Below are 19779 nucleotides of genomic sequence, written 5' to 3'. Positions count from 1 at the left end.
GCCATCAGCCGCGCAACCGGTTCAGCACCTCAGGGGTGGGTGCAGGCATTTCCTGATGCAGGAACTCCGCCAGTGGCGCCATCGCCGGGTGATCCAGACCGCGATGGAAATGATCCCAGACGCGGGGAATCAGATCGACGTAGTGCGGTTTGCCATAGTCACGCCCGAGGCGGGCAAAAACACCTAAGATACGCATGTTACGCTGCACACCCAGCACGGTATAGGCGGCGCGAAAGCTGCCCTCATCAACACCGGTCGCAGCAATATACCGCTCCATCATCTGCATTTCGATCACTGCAGGTACGTCGCGGCGGGCATCCTGTAGCAGTGACACAAGGTCATAGGCGCGATGGCCGGCGCGCGCGGCCTGGAAATCCAGCAGACCGACCCGTGCGACGCCGCTGCGTTCCGGGAGCCAGATCAGATTCTCGGCATGGTAATCGCGCTGAACCAGCACCACGTCGCCTTTTATCGTGCGGCGCAGGATATCCTCAAACTGATCGGTGAAGCGGGCGACATGTTCCGGTGAGGGGTCCTCACGAATCACATCGCGGTATTTGGCAAAGGCGAGGCTGGACAACTCCGCCATCAACCGTGGCCCGAGCGGTTCCAGTTCCGGCATCGGGGCCTCATGCAGCGCGACCAGCACATCGGTTGCCGCTTCATATAGGGGGCGCTCCTGCGCTGGGTCGTCGCGCATCACCCGCGCAAATAGTGCGTCCCCCAGATCTTCGATCACCAAGAAGCCATTGTCATGATCCTCGGCCAGGATTTGCGGCGCACTCAGACCCCGATCCCGCAGGTAGTTCGCAATCGCGACAAACGGTGCGACATCCTCTCCCTGATCCGGTGGAGCGTCCATCAGCACCACGGTGGCGCCATCTGCATCGCAAAGCCGCTCATAGCGCCGATTGGAGGCATCCCCGGCCAGCGGCGCGCGGGTCCAGTTGTGCCATGGCGTATCGGCCAGGAAGGTGGAAATGAGGCTTTGTCGGTCGGTCATAGGGTAATCTGCTTCATCAAAGGCTCCCAACGCGCATCACTCCAGCGCAATGTGGCGATACGGGCGTCGTCTTCGTTTGGATCCAGGGCCAGCGATATATGCAGCGCGGCAGCTGGCGTTAGTTCGGCCAGCCGATCGGGCCATTCGATCAGGCAGATAGCGGACTCAAAGGCGGAGATCAGGCCGAGCTCCTCAATCTCATCCAAGGAAGACAGGCGATAGAGGTCGGCATGCCACAACTCACCATTTGGCAGATCATAGGTCTGAACAAGGGTGAATGTTGGTGAGGGCACATCCTCAGGTACCGTCATCTGCGACTGGATCAGGCTACGGGCAAAATGGGTTTTGCCCGCACCGATGATGCCCGACAGAAGCAGGCAGTCGCCGTTGCTCAGTTCTGCGCCTAATCGGGTGGCCAGATTGGCAGTTGCCTCGGGCAAGGGTAGCGGGATTACGAGGGTCTTCTGGGTTGTCATGGCGCGACAATGCCGCCCTGCGCGCGGCGCTGCAAGCCGGATCGAAAAAGCCCGGCATCGAACCGGGCAATCTCTTTGATTTCAGAGAATGAGAGCTGTTCTATTTGCCCTGTTTTGTAACCGCAAACCGTTGCTGATCAACCGGGGCGGGGGCTGGTTCCGGGGAGCGGAAGCTGACCATGGTTGCCCCGTTCTGAATGGCGCTGACTTTGCAGACCAGAGGCGTGCCGCTGCGCAGCTGTACATTGGCCCACCAAGCTGTGCGATTCTCGCTGCCGGCAACAAAATCCCGGATTTCACCCCAGGCTGGTGTTGCCGCGCACATATCCTGCCAGACGCGGCTGGAATCCATGATGGTGATCTTGGCGAAGCTGCCGTCGGGATCCATCTGCCAGAGATCGTGATAGGCCGCATTGGAGAAGGTCATCGTGCCATCATTGGCAAAAACCGCGATGGCTTCATCCATCTGATCCATGATCGACTGACCCATTTCCAGCTCCGAGCGGAACTGTCGGGTCAGGGTGATCTCGGCAGTGATATCCTCAAACAGGAACGCGATGGCCCCATCGGGGTGCGGGCGACCGGAGACAGAATAGACCGATCCTGATGGCAGCGACCATGTTTCCTGGTAACGACCCTCAGCCGCGGCTTCCAGCAGATCAGCCATCTGGTGGCGCCAGCTGGAATAGTTCTTCGGTTCGGGCATCATGCGCTGATCGCGCAGCCGGTCAAAGAAGGTCAGCAGATTTGGGCGCGAGCTGAGGAAGTTGGCGGGCAGGGCGGTCAGATCAATCAATACGGGGTTGAACAGAACCAGCTGGCGATTGCGGTCAAAAATCGCAAGGCCAATGGACAGCTGGGCAAAGGTTTTTGCCAATGTCTGCACAAAGTTGCGCTGGGCGATCTCGGCGTCAACAACCGCGTTTACATCCACCGCATGACAAAGCCAGCCTGCCTCGGTTTCGGTGGTCGAGATATTGTACCAGAGTTTTTTCTTGCTCTCAGGCAGCGGGATAGAGATCCGCTCAGGCTTGCCGCTGGCCATCGGGTCATCGAGATCAGTGAACAGAGGTTCGGAGAAATCGACATTGCGTCCGCGGATTTTCTGGCTGAGATCATCATAGGCGAGGTTGGACCAGGTGACGGCACCATCATCAGACTGTAGCCAAACCGGATAGGGCGCCTGATGCACGGCTGAGCGCAGTGTCGTCAGTTCCTGGTCGATGCTGTGATTGTGCTCTTCGGATGAGGTGCTGCGCAGCTGAACGCGGGTCACACCGTCGATCCATTCGCATAGCGCTTCGCGGCTTTCGGCGTTGGCTGTGCCAGAGAGCACAAGCGGTCCGACATCTTTCAGGAAGCCGGGGGATTGGGGTAAGCCTGGATAACTGCGGGCCAGTTGTTCGCGCAGGTTTGCCCAGCTGAAGGTTTCGGCCTGTTCACCGATGAAACGGCGTGCCCCGGAGGACCAGCCGATCAGCGTTGTATCATCAAAGAGAAACACGGCGTCAGACCGTCCATCCCCCTGTAGCAAGTCCTGCTCAAACCCCTTTGGTTTGGGGTTTGGAGACAGCCACCAGACAGCCGCCGCTGCCGTCGCCGCGCAAAGCGTCGCCAATACAAGCCAGTCGGTCGATAGGATCTGCTGCATGATGTCCGTTACCCACAAGTGTTTCGCTCTTACCCCCGATGTTTCCTGATAATGGTTAAATGAAGTTTAATTGGTTGCCTAAAAGTGAATAGTTAAATTTCTATACGTTTATTTTCCCCGATGGGAACGGCATTTTCGCCCGTCAGAGCGTCAATTTTGCTGCGGGGCCAGCTGACCTGCACCAATGCCCCGCGCCGCGCCGGATCACGGGTCAGCGTCTGATTTGGATCTGAGCCGTTTGCAAAGGTCAGCTGAGCGCCGCTGCGCTCCAGCAGGGTTTTGGCAATGAACAGTCCTAGACCCATGCCTTCATACTCCGGCCGCTGGCGCCGGTCGCTGTCGCTGCGTCTGCGGCGCACGAAGGGATCGCCAATTCGGCCCAGCAGATGCGACGGGTATCCCCGCCCGTCATCGCTGATGCGCAGCGTGATCGTCTCATCGTTCCAGCTGGCATCAATCCAGACAGTTGACCGGGCGAAATCCACCGCATTCTGAACCAGATTGCGCAGCCCATGAATGATCTCCGGCTGGCGCAGAATAGTAGGGTGCTGCGGATCGCCGTCGCTTTCGGGGGCCTCTTCAAACAGGATAGTCTTGCCGCGGTACATATGGGGCTCAGCTGCCTCGTTGATCACGGTTGAGAGAGGGGCCTGGCGCAGATGCAGGTCGTCCTTGCCAGCACGGCCCATGCTCCGCAGGATATCACGGCAGCGGTCTGCCTGCTCGCGGATCAACGCGGCATCTTCGCGCAGATCGGGCCTGTCATCCAGTTCATCGATCAGCTCCGCACTGGCCAGTTTGATTGTGGCCAGTGGCGTGCCCAGCTCATGTGCCGCGGCAGCCACCACACCGCCAAGATCGGTTAGCTTTTGTTCGCGCGACAGGGCCATCTGGGTGGCGGCCAACGCATCGGACATGGACCGGATCTCAGCGCTGATGCGATAGGAATAGGCGCCGATGAACAGCACCGCGATCACAATGGCGGTCCAGTTGCCGAAGACAAAGATATCCGGCACCCGCAGCACAAAACCTTGCGGTGTGCGCAACGGCAGATGAAATTCTGCCAGCAGCGTCACCAGGATGATCGCGGTCGCACCAATGATCAGCGTTGAGCGAAGCCGCATCATCGAGGCGGAAATGGTCACCGGGCCTAGTACCAGAAGCGCGAAGGGGTTGTTCAGCCCGCCGGTCAGATACAGCAGAAAGTTCAGCTGCAGGAGATCAAACAGAACCATCAGAAAGTTCTCGAATTCGGACAGGCGCTTGTTCTGCGGAAACAGGATAATCGCAATCAGGTTGCCGAGCACGGAAACACCGATAGCGATATAGCACAGCACCAGTTCCAGCTGCAGATTATACAGCTGCTGGGCCACGGTGATCGCTGACACCTGACCAACAATTGCCACCCAGCGCAGCAGGATCAAGGTACGTAAGCGGATCCAGTGGCTGCGTTCCTGGCCGCTTAGCAGATCAATATTTGTCGCGCTCATCTCGCACTCCATGGCGAAAAAGGGGGCATTGGTGGTCTTGTTGAAATCTGCTTGCATACGGGCCGGTTCCGGGCAAGGTGAAACCGGATAAGACAAAGCAGGACCGTCGCGGTAGTCTCGCATTCCTGGCGGTCACAGACAATTGATCAGCAGGTTAACGGGCCTTTCTCTGGCTCGAAAACCTGCTGATCAACCCCGGCTGCGCTGTTTTGTCCGTCTGGTCATTGGGGGGGGGCCTGCGATAGGTCCGACCCCGCGCAGGATCGCGATGACCCGGTCTGGTTGATGCGTGGCGGTTGCGTCGCTCCGCCCGTTGCATCGCCTGAAATTCTTGGTAGGTCTGGCGCAGCCTGTCGATAAATCTATTCCTTGCGCAAAGTGTGATCTCATGACCCGTCTCTACGCTATCCTTGCTGCCGTTGTTATTGCTGCCCTGGTGGGCGGCGCCTGGTTTGCCACGCGAGGTGGCGGCGCGGGTGATGATTTCGCGCAATGCCGCGCCAGCCAGATCGCCGGCGGCTCTGATACCATTGGCGGCCCGTTTGAGTTGTTGAACGCCAAGGGTGAAACCGTGACTGAGAAGGATGTGATCACCAAGCCGTCACTGGTGTATTTCGGCTATACTTTCTGCCCCGATGTCTGCCCGCTGGACGTCGCGCGCAACGCTGAGGCCATCGACCTGCTGGATGAACGTGGGCAGGATGTGACGCCGGTTTTCATCTCTATCGATCCGGATCGCGATACGCCCGAAGTGGTTGGCGACTTCGCGGCCAATCTGCATGAGCGTATGATCGGACTCACCGGATCGCATGAGCAGGTCAAAGCGGCCAGCCGTGCCTATAAGACCTACTACAAGAAACAGGATGGTGATGAAGACTACTATCTTGTTGATCATTCGACCTTTTCTTATCTGGTCTTGCCAGAACAGGGGTTTGTTGAATTCTTCCGCCGCGATGAGACTCCGGAGCAAATCGCCGATAAGGTCGGTTGCTTCCTGGAAAATCTGTAACCTGGATGAAGGTTTGACGTTTCCGGGGTGAGACGTAATATCAAGCCTCACGACCTGACGACATTGCGGGGGACCGACAGTATGGGCGAAGCTGCTATGCAGGAGATAGGACCAGACAAGACACTTTTGCTGGTCGATGACGACGAGCCCTTTCTGCGGCGCCTGGCCAAAGCCATGGAAAAACGTGGTTTTGAGGTTGAAACAGCTGGCTCCGTTGCGGCAGGCAGTGCGATTGCCACAGCGCGCCCGCCCGCCTTTGCGGTGGTGGATCTAAGGCTTGAGGATGGCAATGGTCTGGATGTTGTGGAGATCCTGCGGGAACGTCGCCCTGACAGTCGCGTTGTTGTTCTGACCGGCTATGGTGCGATTGCGACCGCCGTCGCCGCAGTGAAAATCGGTGCGACAGATTACCTGTCAAAGCCGGCAGATGCGTCGGACATTATGAACGCGCTGCTCGCCAATGAGGAAGAGCTGCCACCCCCGCCGGAAAACCCGATGAGTGCGGATCGTGTCCGTTGGGAGCATATTCAGCGGGTCTATGAGCTTTGTGACCGCAATGTTTCTGAGACCGCTCGGCGGCTCAATATGCACCGGCGCACATTGCAGCGGATCCTCGCCAAACGCAGTCCCAAATAAGGCCAGAGCCTCTCCTGAACTTGGAGAGGCTTTTTTCTTGAGATCAGAGCTGCGCCAGGAGATTGGCGTGGCGGGTAACGTAGTCCTTGCGCACCTCGACCGGGGGGCGCAGGCGGATGGAGAGACCGTCCAGCAGCGTTTGATCCGGTTTCCCAAACAGGCGGTCGGCTTCCTCACGGGAAAACCCGGCAATTTCGACCGCTTCCATCCATGCGCTGATCCGGTCCGCTTTCTTGATCTGCGCCTTGACCGTCTTGGGAAGGGTTGCAGGCAGGCCAAAGCGGATGTGAATGGCGGCGGTCAGCCGCTGATCCAACTCACCATAGCTGGGGCCAACCGCGTTTTTTACGGGCGAGATCATGTCCCCAATGACATATTCCGGTGCGTCATGGAGCAGTGCGGCCAAGTGCCATCGGACTGGCGCCTTGGGATTGAGGCGACCGTAAATCGTTTCCACCAACAGCGAGTGCTCTGCGACAGAATAGGCAAAATCGCCAATGGTCTGGCCGTTCCAGCGCGCCACAAAGGCCAGACCGTGGGCGATATCCTCAATCTCGACGTCAACCGGAGTCGGGTCGAGCAAGTCCAGCCGACGTCCGGAGAGCATCCGTTGCCAGGCGCGTGGAGGTTTGGGGGGCATGGTCTGTCCCTTCTTGTTGACGGCGCCTTCTGACTAGCTGGTGAGGGGAGGTCATGCAATTGCCTGCTGCGCTGTTGGCGGTGATCAGCGGTGCGGTTTCTCAGATAATATGGCTGGTTGCCCCAGCCCGATCACGCGGATCACCACAAACAGTTGAGCGCTCGGCATTTGATAACGCCACGCCAAGGCCCCATATTTATAGGTACGACAGGGGCTCTTGCTCCTCTGGCGAGCCCCTTTCGTCGCTGAGACGCACACGAAAGGATACTGCCATGTTTAAACGTCTTGTCTGTACCTCGCTTGTCTTTGGAATGCTTGCAACCGCACCACCTGCACTGGCGGTGGGGTGTAGTCCGCGCGATCACCTTGTGGATCGCCTGCAATCCTCATATGCGGAACGGCTGACTGCTGGCGGGCTGCAATCCAGCCAGCCTGTGTCCACCGTGATTGAATTCTGGGCTTCTGCAACAACCGGTACCTTCACGGTGCTGGTTTCCCATCCCAACGGGCTCAGCTGTGTAGTGGCCTCCGGTACGGGGTTTTTCCAAGTGACGGACGACCTCGAACCACAAGGCACACCCAGCTGACCTGTCCCCCCGGACCGTTGGGAAGGCCGGGGCGCACGACCGTGGTCACCGCGCCCCGGCGCTCTTGGGGCATCTTCGTTGCTTATAAACCATTGCGGTGTTACCTGCTGCGGTAGACAAAATGTAACCGGAATGGAGCACGCAATGCCCGGGGATTATATCGTCAAGGACATCGCGCTGGCCGAATTTGGCCGCAAGGAACTCGATATCGCTGAGACTGAAATGCCGGGGCTGATGGCCCTGCGTGACGAATACGGCGAGAGCAAGCCGCTGAAAGGGTCCCGGATCGTCGGGTCGCTTCACATGACTATTCAGACAGCGGTTCTGATCGAAACGCTGGTAGCGCTGGGCGCGGATGTACGCTGGGCCTCCTGCAACATCTTCTCGACACAGGATCACGCCGCAGCTGCCATCGCCGCTGGCGGAACGCCCGTGTTTGCGATCAAGGGGCAGACCCTTGTCGAACATTGGGATTATCTGGACCGCTCGTTCCAGTTCCCCGAAGGTGCTAACCTCATTCTGGACGACGGTGGTGATGCCACCCTCTATGTGTTGCTGGGTGCGCGCGTAGAAGCGGGTGAGACGGATCTGATCGAAGTCCCCACCTCGGAAGAGGAAGAGGCGATCTTTAACCAGATCAAGAAACGCATGGCTGAAAGCCCCGGCTGGTTCACCAAGACCCGCGACGCGATCAAGGGCGTTTCTGAGGAAACCACCACCGGTGTCCATCGCCTGTATGAGCTGGTGAAAGAGGGGCAACTGCCCTTCCCTGCGATCAACGTGAACGATTCGGTCACCAAGTCGAAGTTCGACAACAAATATGGCTGTAAGGAATCGCTGGTCGATGGCATCCGCCGCGCCACCGACACCATGATGGCTGGCAAGGTCGCCGTTGTATGCGGTTATGGTGACGTGGGCAAAGGCTCTGCCGCTTCGCTGCGTGGTGCTGGCGCTCGGGTCAAGGTGACCGAAGTTGACCCGATCTGTGCCCTGCAAGCGGCCATGGATGGCTTTGAGGTGGTGTTGCTGGAGGATGTTGTCGACAGCGCTGACATCTTCATCACCACGACTGGCAACAAAGACGTCATCCGGATCGAGCATATGCGCGAGATGAAGGATATGGCGATTGTTGGCAACATTGGCCATTTCGACAATGAGATCCAAGTTGCCAATCTGAAGAACCACAAGTGGACGAACATTAAAGAGCAGGTCGACATGATCGAGATGCCCTCGGGCAACCGTCTGATCCTGCTCTCCGAAGGTCGCCTGTTGAACCTTGGCAATGCAACCGGGCACCCGTCGTTTGTGATGTCGGCCTCTTTCACCAATCAGGTTCTGGCCCAGATTGAGCTGTGGACCCGTGGTGAAACCTATAAAAACGATGTCTACATTCTGCCCAAGCACCTGGACGAGAAAGTCGCCCGCCTGCATCTGGAGCGGATCGGTGTAAAACTGTCGAAGCTGGCGCCTGAGCAAGCGGCCTATATTGGCGTCACACCGGAAGGTCCGTTCAAGCCTGAGCACTACCGGTATTGATCATCATTCTACCTGTGCAACTGCGCAGGCGAGTGACCAAAGCGACACCCCGCCATTGGCGGGGTGTTTTCGGTTATGTGACTGTATTTTCATTGCCTTTTGACTAGACTGACCTAAACGCGTGGCGCGGATGCGCAACGTAATCCCCCATACAGAAGTTCCAAAAATTTAGGTGCGAAATTCCACGAAAATCCTGGAACGTCTGCAAGGTTGGTGACGTTTGGTTGGCGTACTTCAAGCGAAGGAGAAAACGACATGACCGAACTGAAAACCAAGACCCGTATTCTGGCTGGTGTTACTGCTGCTGCACTGATGGCGGGCGCAGGGATTGCCCAGGCGGGCACTTCCGTTCCGCGCGGCGAGAGCAAGTCGGACACCGAGATCGAGACTGTTGGCGGTCAAGACACCACCAGCGGCGCGTCGCTTGACACCACCGAAGGCACGACAATTCCACGTGGTGAATATAAGGTCGACAGCGGCGTTGAGACCGTGAACGACGAGATGCCTGCGGATGGCGATGTAAACGTCAATGCAAGTTCTGACGCTTCCACCACCATCCCGCGCGGCGAATACGACAGCTCGGACGCGGCGGGTAAACCGCTGCCGCCCCTGAACGAGATGACCGTCGCCGATCTGGTTGGGAAGAACGTATTTTCCGCTACCGGTAAGGACGTAGGTGAAATCGACTATGTGATTGAGCAGGATGGCAAACTCGCAGGAGTTATCGGTGTTGGCGGCTTTCTTGGCATGAACGAATACACTGTTGCCGTTCCGCTTTCCGACATGGATTTCACCCGCAACGGTCAGCTGAAGCTGAATACCCGCACTGAAGCGGCGCTGCGTTCTATGCCTGAGATCGACGAAGATATGATCAAGCCTTTGCAGGATGACCGCCTGATCGGCAACAGCGTATAATGACGCTCTGATCTTTTGATCTGGCATCTGATCCAGGTGCCAACCGAATAGAATGGTGCCCCTCTCGCGGGGGCGCCTTTTTGCATTTGGTCAAGGGTTAGCGGGGGTGTATTCCCAGAAATGAGAGGTGGCCGCAGAAATTCCCAGTTGCCCTGTTCCGTTCTGCGGCTAAGCTGTTGGAATAAGAACCGATCAGGCGTTGAGCCTGGCGATAACAATAGTTCCGCTGAGTAACATGGGAGAGAGAATTTTGGGAAAACGCGACGATCTGATCGAGCAATATGCAAATGATCTGAAAACCAAATGTGGCATGGAACCGGACATGGATCTGCTCACAAAGGTCACCATCGGCTGTGGTCCGGCGATTTACGATGCTGATGCATCGACTGTGGCGGCCAGTCAGCCGGCGGAACTGGAAACCGTCAAAAACAACTTCCTGATCAAAAAGCTAGGCCTGTCTGATGGGCCTGAGCTGATGTCTGCGATTGACAGCGTGATCGAAACCTACGGTAAATCGGAGCGGAATAAATATCGCGCCGTTGTCTACTATATGCTGGTCAAGCACTTCGGAAAAGAAGCCGTATACGGTTGATCAATCAGTCAAAATGTCGACAACCAACGCCCGTCGGACTCATCCGGCGGGCGTTTTGGCCTGTGCTATTCAGCCGCCGAAACACCGAAAACGTGTCCGTGATCCTGTGGGTTTCAGAGTGCGCTGCAGCGCAAGGGGACAGTCTCAGGTTGTACATGTGTTGCATTTTACCTGTATTGCCTTTGCGGAATCACCACTGACCAGCCTATCGTCTATATACCGGCCAGGATGGCCAGGATCACAGATTTACGAACACGTGTGGTGGAATTGGAGCACGTGGGGTGAAAGGGAAGATCCTGGCATATGCTCGGATCTTCCCTTTTCTATTAGCATTGCCTGTATCGTGACGTCCGCTGTTGGCCGCACGTCTTAGAATAGCGTCAGGACCACACCGATGGCGCCACAGGCAAGCGTCGCGTAGCCACCGTCGATCACCGACAAACGCAATGGTCTAACACCGTATAGGTTGTTGATCATGATCCACGGCGTGATGAAAAATAGTCCCACGCCCAGACCGCTGACCAAACCGCCACCGACGGTATCGATACCTGAGAGCGCGAAGACATGGCGCATCATACCAGCCACGACGATTTGCAGACCAAAAGTCGCGATAAACACAGCTGGCGTCTGTCCGCCCGCAGGTTTCCCATTCTCATCACGCGGCACTTTTGCCGCTTGCATCCAGGGTTCAGCAAGCAAACCATACCAGACTGCGCCCAGAACAAAGCCAGCGATAGCCGCGGCGATAACATTCAGAATTTCCATTGAACTCTCCCTGAAACCAGCATCAGTGAGAGAATTTTGTCAGATCAATCGGGATCTGTCTTCCCTAACGCGCAGATATGGGCCCATTCCTCTGCGGTGACAGGCTGCACTGATAGCCGGGAGTTCTTCACCAGAACCATATTCTCAAGACGGGGGTCGCCCTTGATCTGATCGAGGGTGACCGGGACAGCAAAGCTGCGCACCGCTTTGATATCAACGCATTCCCAGCGGGGATCGTCTGTGGTGCTGTCCGGGTGGACATCAGCGCAGATTTCAACGATCCCGACCACGGATTTTTCCTTCATCGAATGATAGAAAAATCCGCGATCTCCAATCTTCATTTCACGCATGAAATTGCGCGCCTGATAGTTGCGCACGCCGTCCCATTCCTCACCCGTCTCGCCCTTGGCTTGCTGGTCAGCCCAGCTCCAGGTGGATGGCTCGGATTTGAACAGCCAGTACTCCATCAGCCGACGACTTTCTTCCAGGTGATCAGCTCAACCGCCTCAAACAGGCCGGCTTTGGCGTAGGGGTCGTTGTCGGCCCAGGACTGACCGGCGGCCATATCTTCGACATCAAGGATGATCAGTGAGCCAACCATGCCGCCATCCTGGTCCAGCAAGGGACCGGCCTGCGCCACGAAATCGGTTTCCTCAATATACGCAAGATGCGCCGCCCGGTTGTCCATCCGGGTCTGCAAATGATCGGGTTTATCGCGCGCGATCAGGGCAATCAGCATGTCATTCCTCTTTCAATGGTCTTGCAAGCAGTTGAGCGGTGGCGTCGGCAATCGTCAAGCGCTGATCGAGCAGAGCCACGACAATGGCGGTGATAGGCATGTCCAGATTTCGGGTCTGGGCCTCGGCATGGACAGCACGCGCCGTGGCGGCGCCTTCAACCGTGATGCTGGGGTCAAAAGTCTCGTTCCGCCCGATCGCCAGTCCGAGACGGTAGTTCCTCGACAGCTCCGAGCTGCAGGTCAGAGTGAGATCGCCAAAACCGGAGAGACCTGCCAGCGTATCGGGCTGTGCGCCAGACGCCAGTGCCATGCGCTGCATCTCGGCATAACCACGGGTCATCAGCGCGGCGCGGGCGCTGTCGCCGAGTCCAGCGCCAATAACGGCACCGCAGGCAATCGCCATGACGTTCTTCAGAGCACCGCCGATTTCCGCACCATTTGTGTCCGTAGTACGATAGAGCCGCAGGTTTTTCGTGGTCAGCTGCCGCTGCAATTGCGCACCTGTCTCCGGGTCACGACAGGCCAGCGTCAACGCCGTTGGCAGGCCTTTCGCGATGTCGGCGGCGAAACTCGGGCCAGTCAACAAGGCCGTTCGAGTCTTCGGAAGGCAGGCGTGGAGAACCGCCAGCGGACCCTGACCGGTCTTGAGTTCAATGCCTTTGCAGCAGGCTACAAGAGCCCGGTTGCGCATTAGATCAGCATGGGCGCTGACAAAGCTCCGTAGAGTCTGCATCGGCACGGCAAGCAATATGGTATCAGCCTGCGCTGCGCGCTCCAGATCACTAGTCACCGTCAGTGTTTCGGGCAGATCGGCGCCGGGCAGGCGCCGGGTGTTGCGGCGGGTTTCTTGCATATCGCGCGCCTGATCAGCATCCCGCGCCCATAGTGTAACCGGGTTATTGCCTGCGAGCGAAATGGCCAGCGCCGTGCCAAACGCGCCGGATCCAAGCACTGAAACACTCATGCTTTGGCGCCTTTCTTGCCGCTGCCCAACATGGCGGGACTGCTCCGATCCAATGGCCAACGTGGACGGGCGGAGAGCTCCATGCCGTCCCGCTCCCCACTGCGGAATCGTTCAAGCCCGGCATAGGCGATCATCGCGGCATTATCCGTGCAAAGCGCCAGAGGTGGAGCGACGAATTGAGCATCAACCTCAGTACAAACTGTCTCTAACACAGAACGAATGGCTGTATTCGCCGCGACGCCACCTGCGACAGCAACGGTGCGGGTGGTCGGGACTTCCTCAAGGTAACGCCGAATTGCACGGCGTGTTTTCTCTGCCAGGACGTCGGCAACGGCAGCCTGAAAACCGGCACAGAGATCGGCGCGGTCCTGCCGTGTCAGACCGCCCTTTTCGGCCATCACCTGATCCCGCATGCGCATCAATGCGGTTTTCAGGCCAGAGAATGAGAGGTTGCAATCTGGACGGTCCAAGAGCGGACGGGGAAAGCGGAAACGGCGCGGATCACCGCTTTCGGCTTCCTTCTGCACCGAGGGGCCGCCGGGTTGCGGCAGGCCCAGTAGGCGTGCGGTCTTGTCAAAGGCCTCGCCGGGGGCATCGTCGATTGTTCCACCAAGCCGTTTGAAATCATCGGGTCCCCGAACAATGAGGTACTGACAATGCCCGCCTGAGACCAACAGCATCAGATAGGGATATGGCACCGCATCCGTCAGCCGGGGGGTGAGGGCATGTCCGGCCAGGTGGTTGACGCCGACCAGAGGTAGCCCGGTTGCGGCCGCCAGCCCCTTGGCACACATCACACCAGAGATCACGCCGCCAATCAGTCCGGGACCAGCGGTGACGGCAATGGCATCCATATCCTGCAAGCGCAGGTCGGCCGCGGCCAGCGCATCGCGGACGCAATGGTCAAGCTTTTCGGCGTGGGCACGGGCTGCGATTTCCGGCACCACACCGCCGAAGGCGCTGTGGAGTTCGGTCTGGCCAAACACGATGGAGGAGAGCACCTCCGCCGGGCCTTGCCCAGACTGGCGGACCACGGCAGCTGCCGTATCATCGCAGCTGCTTTCCAATCCCAGAAGGGTGAGGCTTTGTTCCATGGCGTTACCGTTGCATCCTGTCTCTGCCGGGGCTACCACCTATGACAGTGGCGAACAATCCCGAGGGGGTGTGATGGTCGGCCTATTGATGACACGCCCTCGTGTGGTGGCAGAGCGATTTGTCGAAGACTTGCCCGCATCGACCCGAGCGACCTTGCAGGTGATCTATGCCCCGTTAATCAGGACAACCCCGCTGAACCCGCCATCTGATCCTTCCGAACGTGGGCTTTTTTCGGGGGATGCGATCTTCTCATCTGCGAATGGGGTGCGGTATTCGACTGCGCCGGTTGCGGGGCAGGACGCTTATTGCGTCGGGCAGCGCACAACGCAGGCCGCAGCTGCGAAAGGGTGGCGGGCGATTTGCTGTGGTCTGGACGCTGACGCGCTGGTTCAGACCTTGACCGAGGTCCCACCTGCAGGTCCTTTGACCCATCTGCGCGGCGTCCATAGCCGCGGCGACATTGTCGAGCGGCTTCGCTTGGTAGGGATCAATTGCCGGGAACATGTGATCTATGATCAGATCTTGCTGCCTTATGATAGTGAGGCGCGGATCGCGATGGATGCGCAAGCGTCGCTGATCGTGCCGCTTTTCTCACCGCGTACCGCTCAGCAATTTGTCAAATTGGCGCCATATTGCGCAGAGCTACATCTGATCGCATTCAGCAAGGCGGTTGCAGATCCTCTGAAAGGCTTGAAATGCAAAGACTTACAGATATGTAAGTCTCCAACCGCGACGGCAATGCGTACACTGGTGCGTGATGCCGCAGCTAGTCTGGCGCGGGTTGAGGGTGGGCCATCGGCACAGTAAGTTTATTGCTGAGTTGGTGTTAAGAGATTTTGAGAATCGAGGGGGACGTCGGCGTGGCTGACAAGAAAACATCCGATGAGACGCAGGCAGAAGAGAGCCAGACGTCTGTCTCCAAACCGGACGTCGACGACACAACCGCCGGTGACGCGGTTTCTGACGGCTTGATTGTTGAAGATGATGATACATCCGATACGGCTGCTGTGGCGGACTTGAACGACCCGGACAACACGGATCCCCTGCCTGCCGAAGAGGATGCAGTCTCCAATGTGTCGGATGACGATGGTGCGCAAGGGGACGCTGATCTCGATCCAATCGAGACAGCTGAGGCCAAGAGCGCTGAAAACGCGTCGGGGGACCAAACAGTTGATAGCCCGCCTGCCGCTGCGGCATCGGTCCATGAGGTCGAGCGTGTTGTTGAAAAACGTGGTGGTTTTGGAGCCGCTCTCCTAGGGGGAGTCGTTGCCGCTGGGCTTGGCTTTGTGGCGGGACAGTCAAATGTTCTGAATGATTTTATGCCACCCTCTTGGCGCAGTGCAGCGCCCGTTGATGCGGCCGCGCTGGAGCAGCTGAAGGAAAGCCTCAGCGCCCAGATCGCCGATCTGGAAGGCCGGGTCGCCGCTGATATTGCCCGGGATATCGCGCCGCTGACGCAGCAGATAGATACGTTGACAAGGGAGGTTGCCTCCCTGCGGTCCAGTGAGGCGGCGACCGGATCTGATGAATTGGCGGGGGCAATTGAGACATTGGCAGCCCGAGTGGATGCTTTGGAGAGCCGCCCCATCACTGATGCTGCCAGCCCGGCTGCCGTTGCCGCATTCGAGGCGGAATTGAGCAAGCTTCAGGACAGCCTCGCGGCGCAACGCGCCGAGGTGGAGAAGATGGTGGAGGAGGCGCGGGCGATGGACGCCGCCAGCGCCGAAGCCGCACGTATTGCCAGCGCACAGACGATCGTCGCCCGACTGCGGTCATCGATTGATGCGGGCACCAGCTTTGGCGGTATGATCAAAGAACTGCAGGCCGTTGGCGTGACTGCGCCGGAGGCGTTGACCGGTTCCGCAGAGGCAGGCGTCAGCACGCGTGCAAGCTTGCGCGATGGTTTTGCCCCGGCTGCGCGTGATGCCCTTGCTTCAGCCCGTCAGGCAACCAAAGGAACAGGCGGCATTGCGGCCTATGTGCAGCGTCAGCTGGGCGCACGTTCGGTAGCCCCGCGTGATGGAGATGATCCCGATGCGGTGCTTTCGCGCGCCGAAGCCGCCGTGCAAAGCGGCGATCTACAAGGAGCCCTGACCGAGTTGCAGGCTCTGCCGGAAACCGCCCGTGCACCGCTGGCCGATTGGGAGGCCGCTGCGCGTGCCCGTCTGGCCGCTGTTGCTGCCGTGAATGAACTGGCCCAAAGCCTGAACGCCAAATAAGGAAGCTGCCATGCTCTGGTCGTTGTTGAAGATCCTCGTATTCGTCGCCATCGTGGCGGTGCTTGCCTTTGGTGCTGCTTTGCTGACGGAGACGGCAGGGGGCGTTCAGATCACGGTCGCCGGTACCGAATACACCCTGAGTGCACTGCAGTCGGTAATCGCGCTGGCCATTCTGGTGTTTGTAGTCTGGGTCCTGTTCAAACTGTTGTCGTTGTTACTGGCAACGCTGCGGTTCCTAAACGGTGATGAAACCGCGATTTCGCGCTATTTTGACAAGGGCCGCGAGCGGAAGGGCTATCAGGCGCTGTCCGACGGCCTGATGGCGCTGGCCTCCGGTGAGGGGCGTCTAGCTATGGCCAAGGCTGCGCGGGCGGAGAAATATCTGGAAAAGCCGGAACTGACGGATTTGCTGACGGCGCAGGCAGCGGAGCTGGCCGGGGACACAAAGAAGGCGGCTGAGGCCTATAAACGCCTGGTGAGTAACCAGTCGACCCGCTTTGTTGGTGTCCGAGGCATCATGAAGCAAAAGCTATCTGAAGGGGATACTGACACCGCACGCCAACTGGCGGAGAAGGCGCTTAGCCTGCGGCCCAAGCACGAGGAGGTGCAGGATACCCTTCTGACGCTTCAGGCACGGGCGCAGGATTGGGCCGGTGCCCGCAAGACGCTGACCACCAAGCTGAAGACTGGCACCCTGCCACGTGATGTCTACAAGCGTCGCGATGCTGTGCTGGCCCTGTCGGCCTCCAAAGCGATCGTCAAAGAGGGCGCGACGGTCGAGCAGCAGGAACAGGCGATTGAAGCCAACCGGCTTTCGCCGGATTTGGTTCCGGCGGCAGCCATGGCGGCGCGGGCATATCTGGCCCGCGACAAGAAACGGTATGCGATCCGGGTGCTGAAGAAAGCCTGGGAGGCGCAGCCGCACCCTGATCTGGCCCACGCCTTTGCAGAGGTTGAGCCGACTGAAACCGCACAGGAGCGGGTGAAACGGTTTGCCCAATTGTCACGTCTTGCGCCGCAGCACGATGAGACCCGTTTGGTGATGGCCGAACTGTACATTGTGGCCGAGGACTTCCCAGAGGCGCGCCGCGCGCTGGGCGATCTGGTTGAACGCGAGCCGGACGCGCGTGCGTTGACCTTGATGGCGGCGATCGAGAAGGGTGAGGGCGCCAGTGATGCGGTAATCCAGGGCTGGCTGGCACGGGCGTTGAATGCGCCGCGTGGGCCGCAGTGGGTTTGTGGAAACTGCAATCACATCCACGCTGAATGGGCGCCGGTCTGCGAAAACTGTGCCAGCTTTGATACCCTCAGCTGGCGCCGTCCGGAGACCCCGGAGATCGTTGGTGCTACAGGTGCGCAGGTTTTGCCACTGATCACCGGCACGCCTGAGGGCGCAGCAGGCCCGGATGCCTCCGATATTCCAGAGGTGGAATTGTTGGAGGGGGAGGATACCTCTATGTCCGACGTCGGTGAAACACTGCCCCAGGATTCTGATACGGGTGGCGGGGATGCCAAAACCCAAAGCATAAAATAGATCTTTTCCATGCGGTGCGCTGATGCTAGAGCGCGCCGCACAGACTTTTGCGGGCATAACCTGCACGGGTCGCCGCTGTAGCTCAGATGGTAGAGCACGTCATTCGTAATGATGGGGTCGGGGGTTCGAGTCCCTTCAGCGGCACCAGTTTTCCTTTTTCAAGACCGACCTTTGTCCACCCGCTCCGCGTGCGCGATGACGTACCGTCAGAGTGGACAGTTCTCAAAAAAGCGGCGCTGATCTGTCAGCAGCCGGGGAGAGCTGCTGGTACGGTAGATGCGGGGAGGTCGTGATGGAGGCGGACTATGTGATCGTTGGCGGTGGCTCAGCGGGGTCAACGCTGGCGTCCCGACTGAGCGAAGATCCCGATGTGACGGTTTGCCTGCTGGAGGCGGGCGGGCGCGGTGATGGTTTGTTGGTCCGAGCCCCGGCCGCGGTCGTCGCCATGCTGCCCGGACGGCCAAAGATCAACAATTGGGCCTATGAGACGGTGCCACAGCCGGGCCTGAACGGGCGGCGGGGCTATCAGCCACGTGGCAAGGGGTTGGGTGGATCCAGCGCGATCAACGCGATGCTCTATATTCGCGGCCATTCCAAAGACTATGACGAGTGGGCGGCGTTGGGATGTGAGGGGTGGGATTGGCAATCGGTACTGCCCTATTTCCGAAAATCTGAAAACAACGAACGTGGTGATGATGCGCTGCACGGCGCGGCTGGTCCGCTTCAGGTCAGCAATCAGAAATCGCCGCGCCCGATTACAGACGCTTTCGTGAAGGCCGGGCGGTCCCTGCAAATTCGGCACCGTGAGGATTTCAACTCCGGCGATAACGAAGGCATCGGCCACTACCAGGTGACGCAGTTTCACCGGGATGATCGCAATGGCGAGCGGTGCTCGGCTGCAGCGGCCTATCTACATCCGGTCATGGACCGCCCAAATCTTACGGTGATCACGCGCGCGCAGGCATCCTCCATCGCGTTCGAGGGCAAGCGGGCGATTGGGGTTCACTATAGTCAGGGTGGTCGCGCGCATATGGTGCGCGCGCGCCGCGAAGTGATCCTGAGCGGTGGGGCGTTCAATTCACCCCAGCTGCTGCAACTGTCTGGTGTTGGCCGTCCCGACGACATATGCCCGCATGGGATCGATATGGTGCACGAGCTGCCGGGAGTTGGTCAGAATCTGCAGGATCATCTCGATTTTACGCTGGCCTATAAGTCACGGGATCGGGACAATTTTGGCATCTCCTTGCCCGGCAGTGTTTCGCTGCTGCGCCATATCTGGAACTGGCGCAAGACCGGTCGCGGCATGATCGCTACGCCCTTTGCCGAAGGGGCAGCGTTTCTGAAAACAGACCCCAATAAGAAGCGGGCTGATGTACAGCTGCATTTCGTCATCTCAATTGTCGACGACCACGCGCGCAAGCTGCACATGGGGCATGGGTTCAGCTGTCATATCTGCGTGCTGAGGCCGAAGTCTCGCGGCTCTGTTGGCCTCAACAGTGCTGATCCCAAGGCCGCCCCCCGAATTGATCCGCAGTTCCTTGCCGATCCAGAGGATCTGGCCGTGCTGATCAAGGGTGTGCGCAAAACACGGCAGATAATGGCGGCAGAGCCTCTGGCGGGCTATTTACACAAGGAACTGTTCATAAACGGTGAACCGGATGACGCGGCCTTGGAGCAGCATATTCGCGCGCGGGCGGATACGATTTATCATCCGGTTGGCACCTGTAAGATGGGCACCGATCCGTTGTCGGTGGTCGATCCTTCGCTTCGGGTGCACGGGCTGCAGGGGCTACGTGTGGTTGACGCGTCGGTCATGCCCCGGCTGATTGGCGGGAATACCAACGCACCCACCATTATGATCGCGGAAAAAGCCGCAGATATTATACGCGGCGCTTGGGCCCGCAGCTGACATTTCAATTTCGGAGAAG

Annotated in this window: 20 protein-coding genes and 1 tRNA gene; 11 read left to right on the top strand and 10 right to left on the bottom strand. The window is 58.7% G+C overall.

Annotated elements, in window-relative coordinates:
* Nucleotides 1-4: 4 nt before the first annotated feature.
* From J4721_RS09065 to regB, 4 genes are all read right to left on the bottom strand, one after another.
* The gene (locus J4721_RS09065) at nucleotides 5-1003 is read right to left on the bottom strand and encodes an aminoglycoside phosphotransferase family protein (protein ID WP_211002592.1); all 999 of its coding nucleotides are present in this window, start codon (nucleotides 1001-1003) and stop codon (nucleotides 5-7) included.
* Entirely contained in the window at nucleotides 1000-1479 is a 480-nt protein-coding gene (tsaE, locus tag J4721_RS09060) for a tRNA (adenosine(37)-N6)-threonylcarbamoyltransferase complex ATPase subunit type 1 TsaE (RefSeq protein WP_076618182.1), read from the bottom strand. The genes J4721_RS09065 and tsaE overlap by 4 nt, the downstream gene beginning before the upstream one ends.
* A gap of 100 nt (nucleotides 1480-1579) precedes the next feature.
* Nucleotides 1580-3130, bottom strand: a complete 1551-nt coding sequence (locus J4721_RS09055; RefSeq protein WP_102875214.1) for a PAS-domain containing protein — start codon at nucleotides 3128-3130, stop codon at nucleotides 1580-1582.
* A gap of 92 nt (nucleotides 3131-3222) precedes the next feature.
* Nucleotides 3223-4620, bottom strand: coding sequence for a sensor histidine kinase RegB (regB, locus tag J4721_RS09050; protein ID WP_014881555.1), 1398 nt, complete (start codon nucleotides 4618-4620; stop codon nucleotides 3223-3225).
* A gap of 388 nt (nucleotides 4621-5008) precedes the next feature.
* Between regB and J4721_RS09045 the strand changes: the two genes are divergently transcribed.
* Nucleotides 5009-5629, top strand: coding sequence for an SCO family protein (locus tag J4721_RS09045; protein WP_211002593.1), 621 nt, complete (start codon nucleotides 5009-5011; stop codon nucleotides 5627-5629).
* Between the two features lie 81 nt (nucleotides 5630-5710).
* Nucleotides 5711-6265, top strand: coding sequence for an ActR/PrrA/RegA family redox response regulator transcription factor (locus J4721_RS09040; RefSeq protein ID WP_014876423.1), 555 nt, complete (start codon nucleotides 5711-5713; stop codon nucleotides 6263-6265).
* Nucleotides 6266-6308: 43 nt separating this feature from the next.
* Here the strand turns inward: J4721_RS09040 and J4721_RS09035 are convergent, their stop codons facing one another.
* Nucleotides 6309-6905 carry an HD family hydrolase gene (locus tag J4721_RS09035; protein ID WP_061050088.1) on the bottom strand — a complete coding sequence of 199 codons (597 nt, stop codon included), beginning with the start codon at nucleotides 6903-6905 and terminating at the stop codon, nucleotides 6309-6311.
* A gap of 272 nt (nucleotides 6906-7177) precedes the next feature.
* On the opposite strand from J4721_RS09035, the gene J4721_RS09030 reads away from it, so the two are divergent.
* The 4 genes from J4721_RS09030 to J4721_RS09015 all read left to right on the top strand — a co-directional run bounded on the left by J4721_RS09030 (nucleotide 7178) and on the right by J4721_RS09015 (nucleotide 10535).
* Nucleotides 7178-7492: a hypothetical protein gene (locus J4721_RS09030; protein WP_014876425.1), complete on the top strand. Its 315-nt coding sequence runs from the start codon at nucleotides 7178-7180 to the stop codon at nucleotides 7490-7492.
* A 144-nt stretch (nucleotides 7493-7636) separates the two neighbouring features.
* Complete coding sequence (gene ahcY, locus J4721_RS09025; RefSeq protein WP_014876426.1) at nucleotides 7637-9028, top strand: adenosylhomocysteinase; 1392 nt, start codon at nucleotides 7637-7639, stop codon at nucleotides 9026-9028.
* A gap of 255 nt (nucleotides 9029-9283) precedes the next feature.
* Complete coding sequence (locus tag J4721_RS09020; RefSeq protein WP_102875216.1) at nucleotides 9284-9943, top strand: PRC-barrel domain-containing protein; 660 nt, start codon at nucleotides 9284-9286, stop codon at nucleotides 9941-9943.
* Between the two features lie 250 nt (nucleotides 9944-10193).
* On the top strand, nucleotides 10194-10535 hold the full coding sequence (locus J4721_RS09015) for a DUF2853 family protein (protein WP_211002642.1): 342 nt from the start codon (nucleotides 10194-10196) through the stop codon (nucleotides 10533-10535).
* 369 nt (nucleotides 10536-10904) lie between these two features.
* On the opposite strand, the gene J4721_RS09010 is transcribed toward J4721_RS09015, so the two are convergent.
* From J4721_RS09010 to tsaD, 5 genes are read right to left on the bottom strand one after another with little or no spacing between them, the layout of a single operon-like run.
* Nucleotides 10905-11300: a DUF1761 domain-containing protein gene (locus J4721_RS09010; RefSeq protein WP_014876429.1), complete on the bottom strand. Its 396-nt coding sequence runs from the start codon at nucleotides 11298-11300 to the stop codon at nucleotides 10905-10907.
* 44 nt (nucleotides 11301-11344) lie between these two features.
* Nucleotides 11345-11767 carry an EVE domain-containing protein gene (locus tag J4721_RS09005; RefSeq protein WP_211002594.1) on the bottom strand — a complete coding sequence of 141 codons (423 nt, stop codon included), beginning with the start codon at nucleotides 11765-11767 and terminating at the stop codon, nucleotides 11345-11347.
* A complete protein-coding gene (locus tag J4721_RS09000; RefSeq protein WP_211002595.1) occupies nucleotides 11767-12039 on the bottom strand; it encodes a YciI family protein in 273 nt (90 codons plus the stop codon). The genes J4721_RS09005 and J4721_RS09000 overlap by 1 nt, the downstream gene beginning before the upstream one ends.
* 1 nt (nucleotide 12040) lies before the next feature.
* Nucleotides 12041-13003 carry an NAD(P)H-dependent glycerol-3-phosphate dehydrogenase gene (locus J4721_RS08995; protein WP_211002596.1) on the bottom strand — a complete coding sequence of 321 codons (963 nt, stop codon included), beginning with the start codon at nucleotides 13001-13003 and terminating at the stop codon, nucleotides 12041-12043.
* Nucleotides 13000-14097 (bottom strand): tRNA (adenosine(37)-N6)-threonylcarbamoyltransferase complex transferase subunit TsaD, encoded by a 1098-nt coding sequence (gene tsaD, locus J4721_RS08990; protein ID WP_014876433.1) that lies wholly within the window; start codon nucleotides 14095-14097, stop codon nucleotides 13000-13002. The genes J4721_RS08995 and tsaD overlap by 4 nt, the downstream gene beginning before the upstream one ends.
* On the opposite strand from tsaD, the gene J4721_RS08985 reads away from it, so the two are divergent.
* The 5 genes from J4721_RS08985 to J4721_RS08965 all read left to right on the top strand — a co-directional run bounded on the left by J4721_RS08985 (nucleotide 13991) and on the right by J4721_RS08965 (nucleotide 19760).
* The gene (locus J4721_RS08985) at nucleotides 13991-14905 is read left to right on the top strand and encodes a uroporphyrinogen-III synthase (RefSeq protein WP_371816065.1); all 915 of its coding nucleotides are present in this window, start codon (nucleotides 13991-13993) and stop codon (nucleotides 14903-14905) included. The two genes, tsaD and J4721_RS08985, sit on opposite strands and share 107 nt — an antisense overlap.
* Before the next feature lie 53 nt (nucleotides 14906-14958).
* Nucleotides 14959-16317 carry a COG4223 family protein gene (locus J4721_RS08980; RefSeq protein ID WP_254659227.1) on the top strand — a complete coding sequence of 453 codons (1359 nt, stop codon included), beginning with the start codon at nucleotides 14959-14961 and terminating at the stop codon, nucleotides 16315-16317.
* Between the two features lie 10 nt (nucleotides 16318-16327).
* Nucleotides 16328-17851, top strand: a complete 1524-nt coding sequence (locus tag J4721_RS08975) for a heme biosynthesis protein HemY (RefSeq protein WP_211002597.1) — start codon at nucleotides 16328-16330, stop codon at nucleotides 17849-17851.
* Nucleotides 17852-17922: 71 nt separating this feature from the next.
* A tRNA-Thr gene (locus J4721_RS08970) sits at nucleotides 17923-17998 on the top strand.
* Nucleotides 17999-18143: 145 nt separating this feature from the next.
* Nucleotides 18144-19760, top strand: a complete 1617-nt coding sequence (locus J4721_RS08965) for a GMC family oxidoreductase (protein WP_211003475.1) — start codon at nucleotides 18144-18146, stop codon at nucleotides 19758-19760.
* Nucleotides 19761-19779: the final 19 nt, after the last annotated feature.

The sequence above is a fragment of the Phaeobacter sp. HS011 genome, from assembly GCF_018101215.1.
GTDB lineage: Bacteria > Pseudomonadota > Alphaproteobacteria > Rhodobacterales > Rhodobacteraceae > Phaeobacter > Phaeobacter inhibens.
Note: the sequence above shows the minus strand (reverse complement) of the source record. Positions and strands in the feature narration are given on the sequence as shown.

Excerpts from the sequence above, each read along its gene's own strand:
- J4721_RS08985 (WP_371816065.1), top strand. The coding sequence starts at position 13,991 with ATGGAGGAGAGCACCTCCGCCGGGCCTTGCCCAGACTGGCGGACCACG.
- J4721_RS09055 (WP_102875214.1), bottom strand. The coding sequence starts at position 3,130 with ATGCAGCAGATCCTATCGACCGACTGGCTTGTATTGGCGACGCTTTGC.
- J4721_RS09000 (WP_211002595.1), bottom strand. The coding sequence starts at position 12,039 with ATGCTGATTGCCCTGATCGCGCGCGATAAACCCGATCATTTGCAGACC.
- J4721_RS08965 (WP_211003475.1), top strand. The coding sequence starts at position 18,144 with ATGGAGGCGGACTATGTGATCGTTGGCGGTGGCTCAGCGGGGTCAACG.
- tsaE (WP_076618182.1), bottom strand. The coding sequence starts at position 1,479 with ATGACAACCCAGAAGACCCTCGTAATCCCGCTACCCTTGCCCGAGGCA.
- J4721_RS09040 (WP_014876423.1), top strand. The coding sequence starts at position 5,711 with ATGGGCGAAGCTGCTATGCAGGAGATAGGACCAGACAAGACACTTTTG.
- J4721_RS09065 (WP_211002592.1), bottom strand. The coding sequence starts at position 1,003 with ATGACCGACCGACAAAGCCTCATTTCCACCTTCCTGGCCGATACGCCA.
- regB (WP_014881555.1), bottom strand. The coding sequence starts at position 4,620 with ATGAGCGCGACAAATATTGATCTGCTAAGCGGCCAGGAACGCAGCCAC.
- ahcY (WP_014876426.1), top strand. The coding sequence starts at position 7,637 with ATGCCCGGGGATTATATCGTCAAGGACATCGCGCTGGCCGAATTTGGC.
- J4721_RS08975 (WP_211002597.1), top strand. The coding sequence starts at position 16,328 with ATGCTCTGGTCGTTGTTGAAGATCCTCGTATTCGTCGCCATCGTGGCG.
- J4721_RS09030 (WP_014876425.1), top strand. The coding sequence starts at position 7,178 with ATGTTTAAACGTCTTGTCTGTACCTCGCTTGTCTTTGGAATGCTTGCA.
- J4721_RS09020 (WP_102875216.1), top strand. The coding sequence starts at position 9,284 with ATGACCGAACTGAAAACCAAGACCCGTATTCTGGCTGGTGTTACTGCT.
- tsaD (WP_014876433.1), bottom strand. The coding sequence starts at position 14,097 with ATGGAACAAAGCCTCACCCTTCTGGGATTGGAAAGCAGCTGCGATGAT.
- J4721_RS09035 (WP_061050088.1), bottom strand. The coding sequence starts at position 6,905 with ATGCCCCCCAAACCTCCACGCGCCTGGCAACGGATGCTCTCCGGACGT.
- J4721_RS09005 (WP_211002594.1), bottom strand. The coding sequence starts at position 11,767 with ATGGAGTACTGGCTGTTCAAATCCGAGCCATCCACCTGGAGCTGGGCT.
- J4721_RS09045 (WP_211002593.1), top strand. The coding sequence starts at position 5,009 with ATGACCCGTCTCTACGCTATCCTTGCTGCCGTTGTTATTGCTGCCCTG.
- J4721_RS09010 (WP_014876429.1), bottom strand. The coding sequence starts at position 11,300 with ATGGAAATTCTGAATGTTATCGCCGCGGCTATCGCTGGCTTTGTTCTG.
- J4721_RS08995 (WP_211002596.1), bottom strand. The coding sequence starts at position 13,003 with ATGAGTGTTTCAGTGCTTGGATCCGGCGCGTTTGGCACGGCGCTGGCC.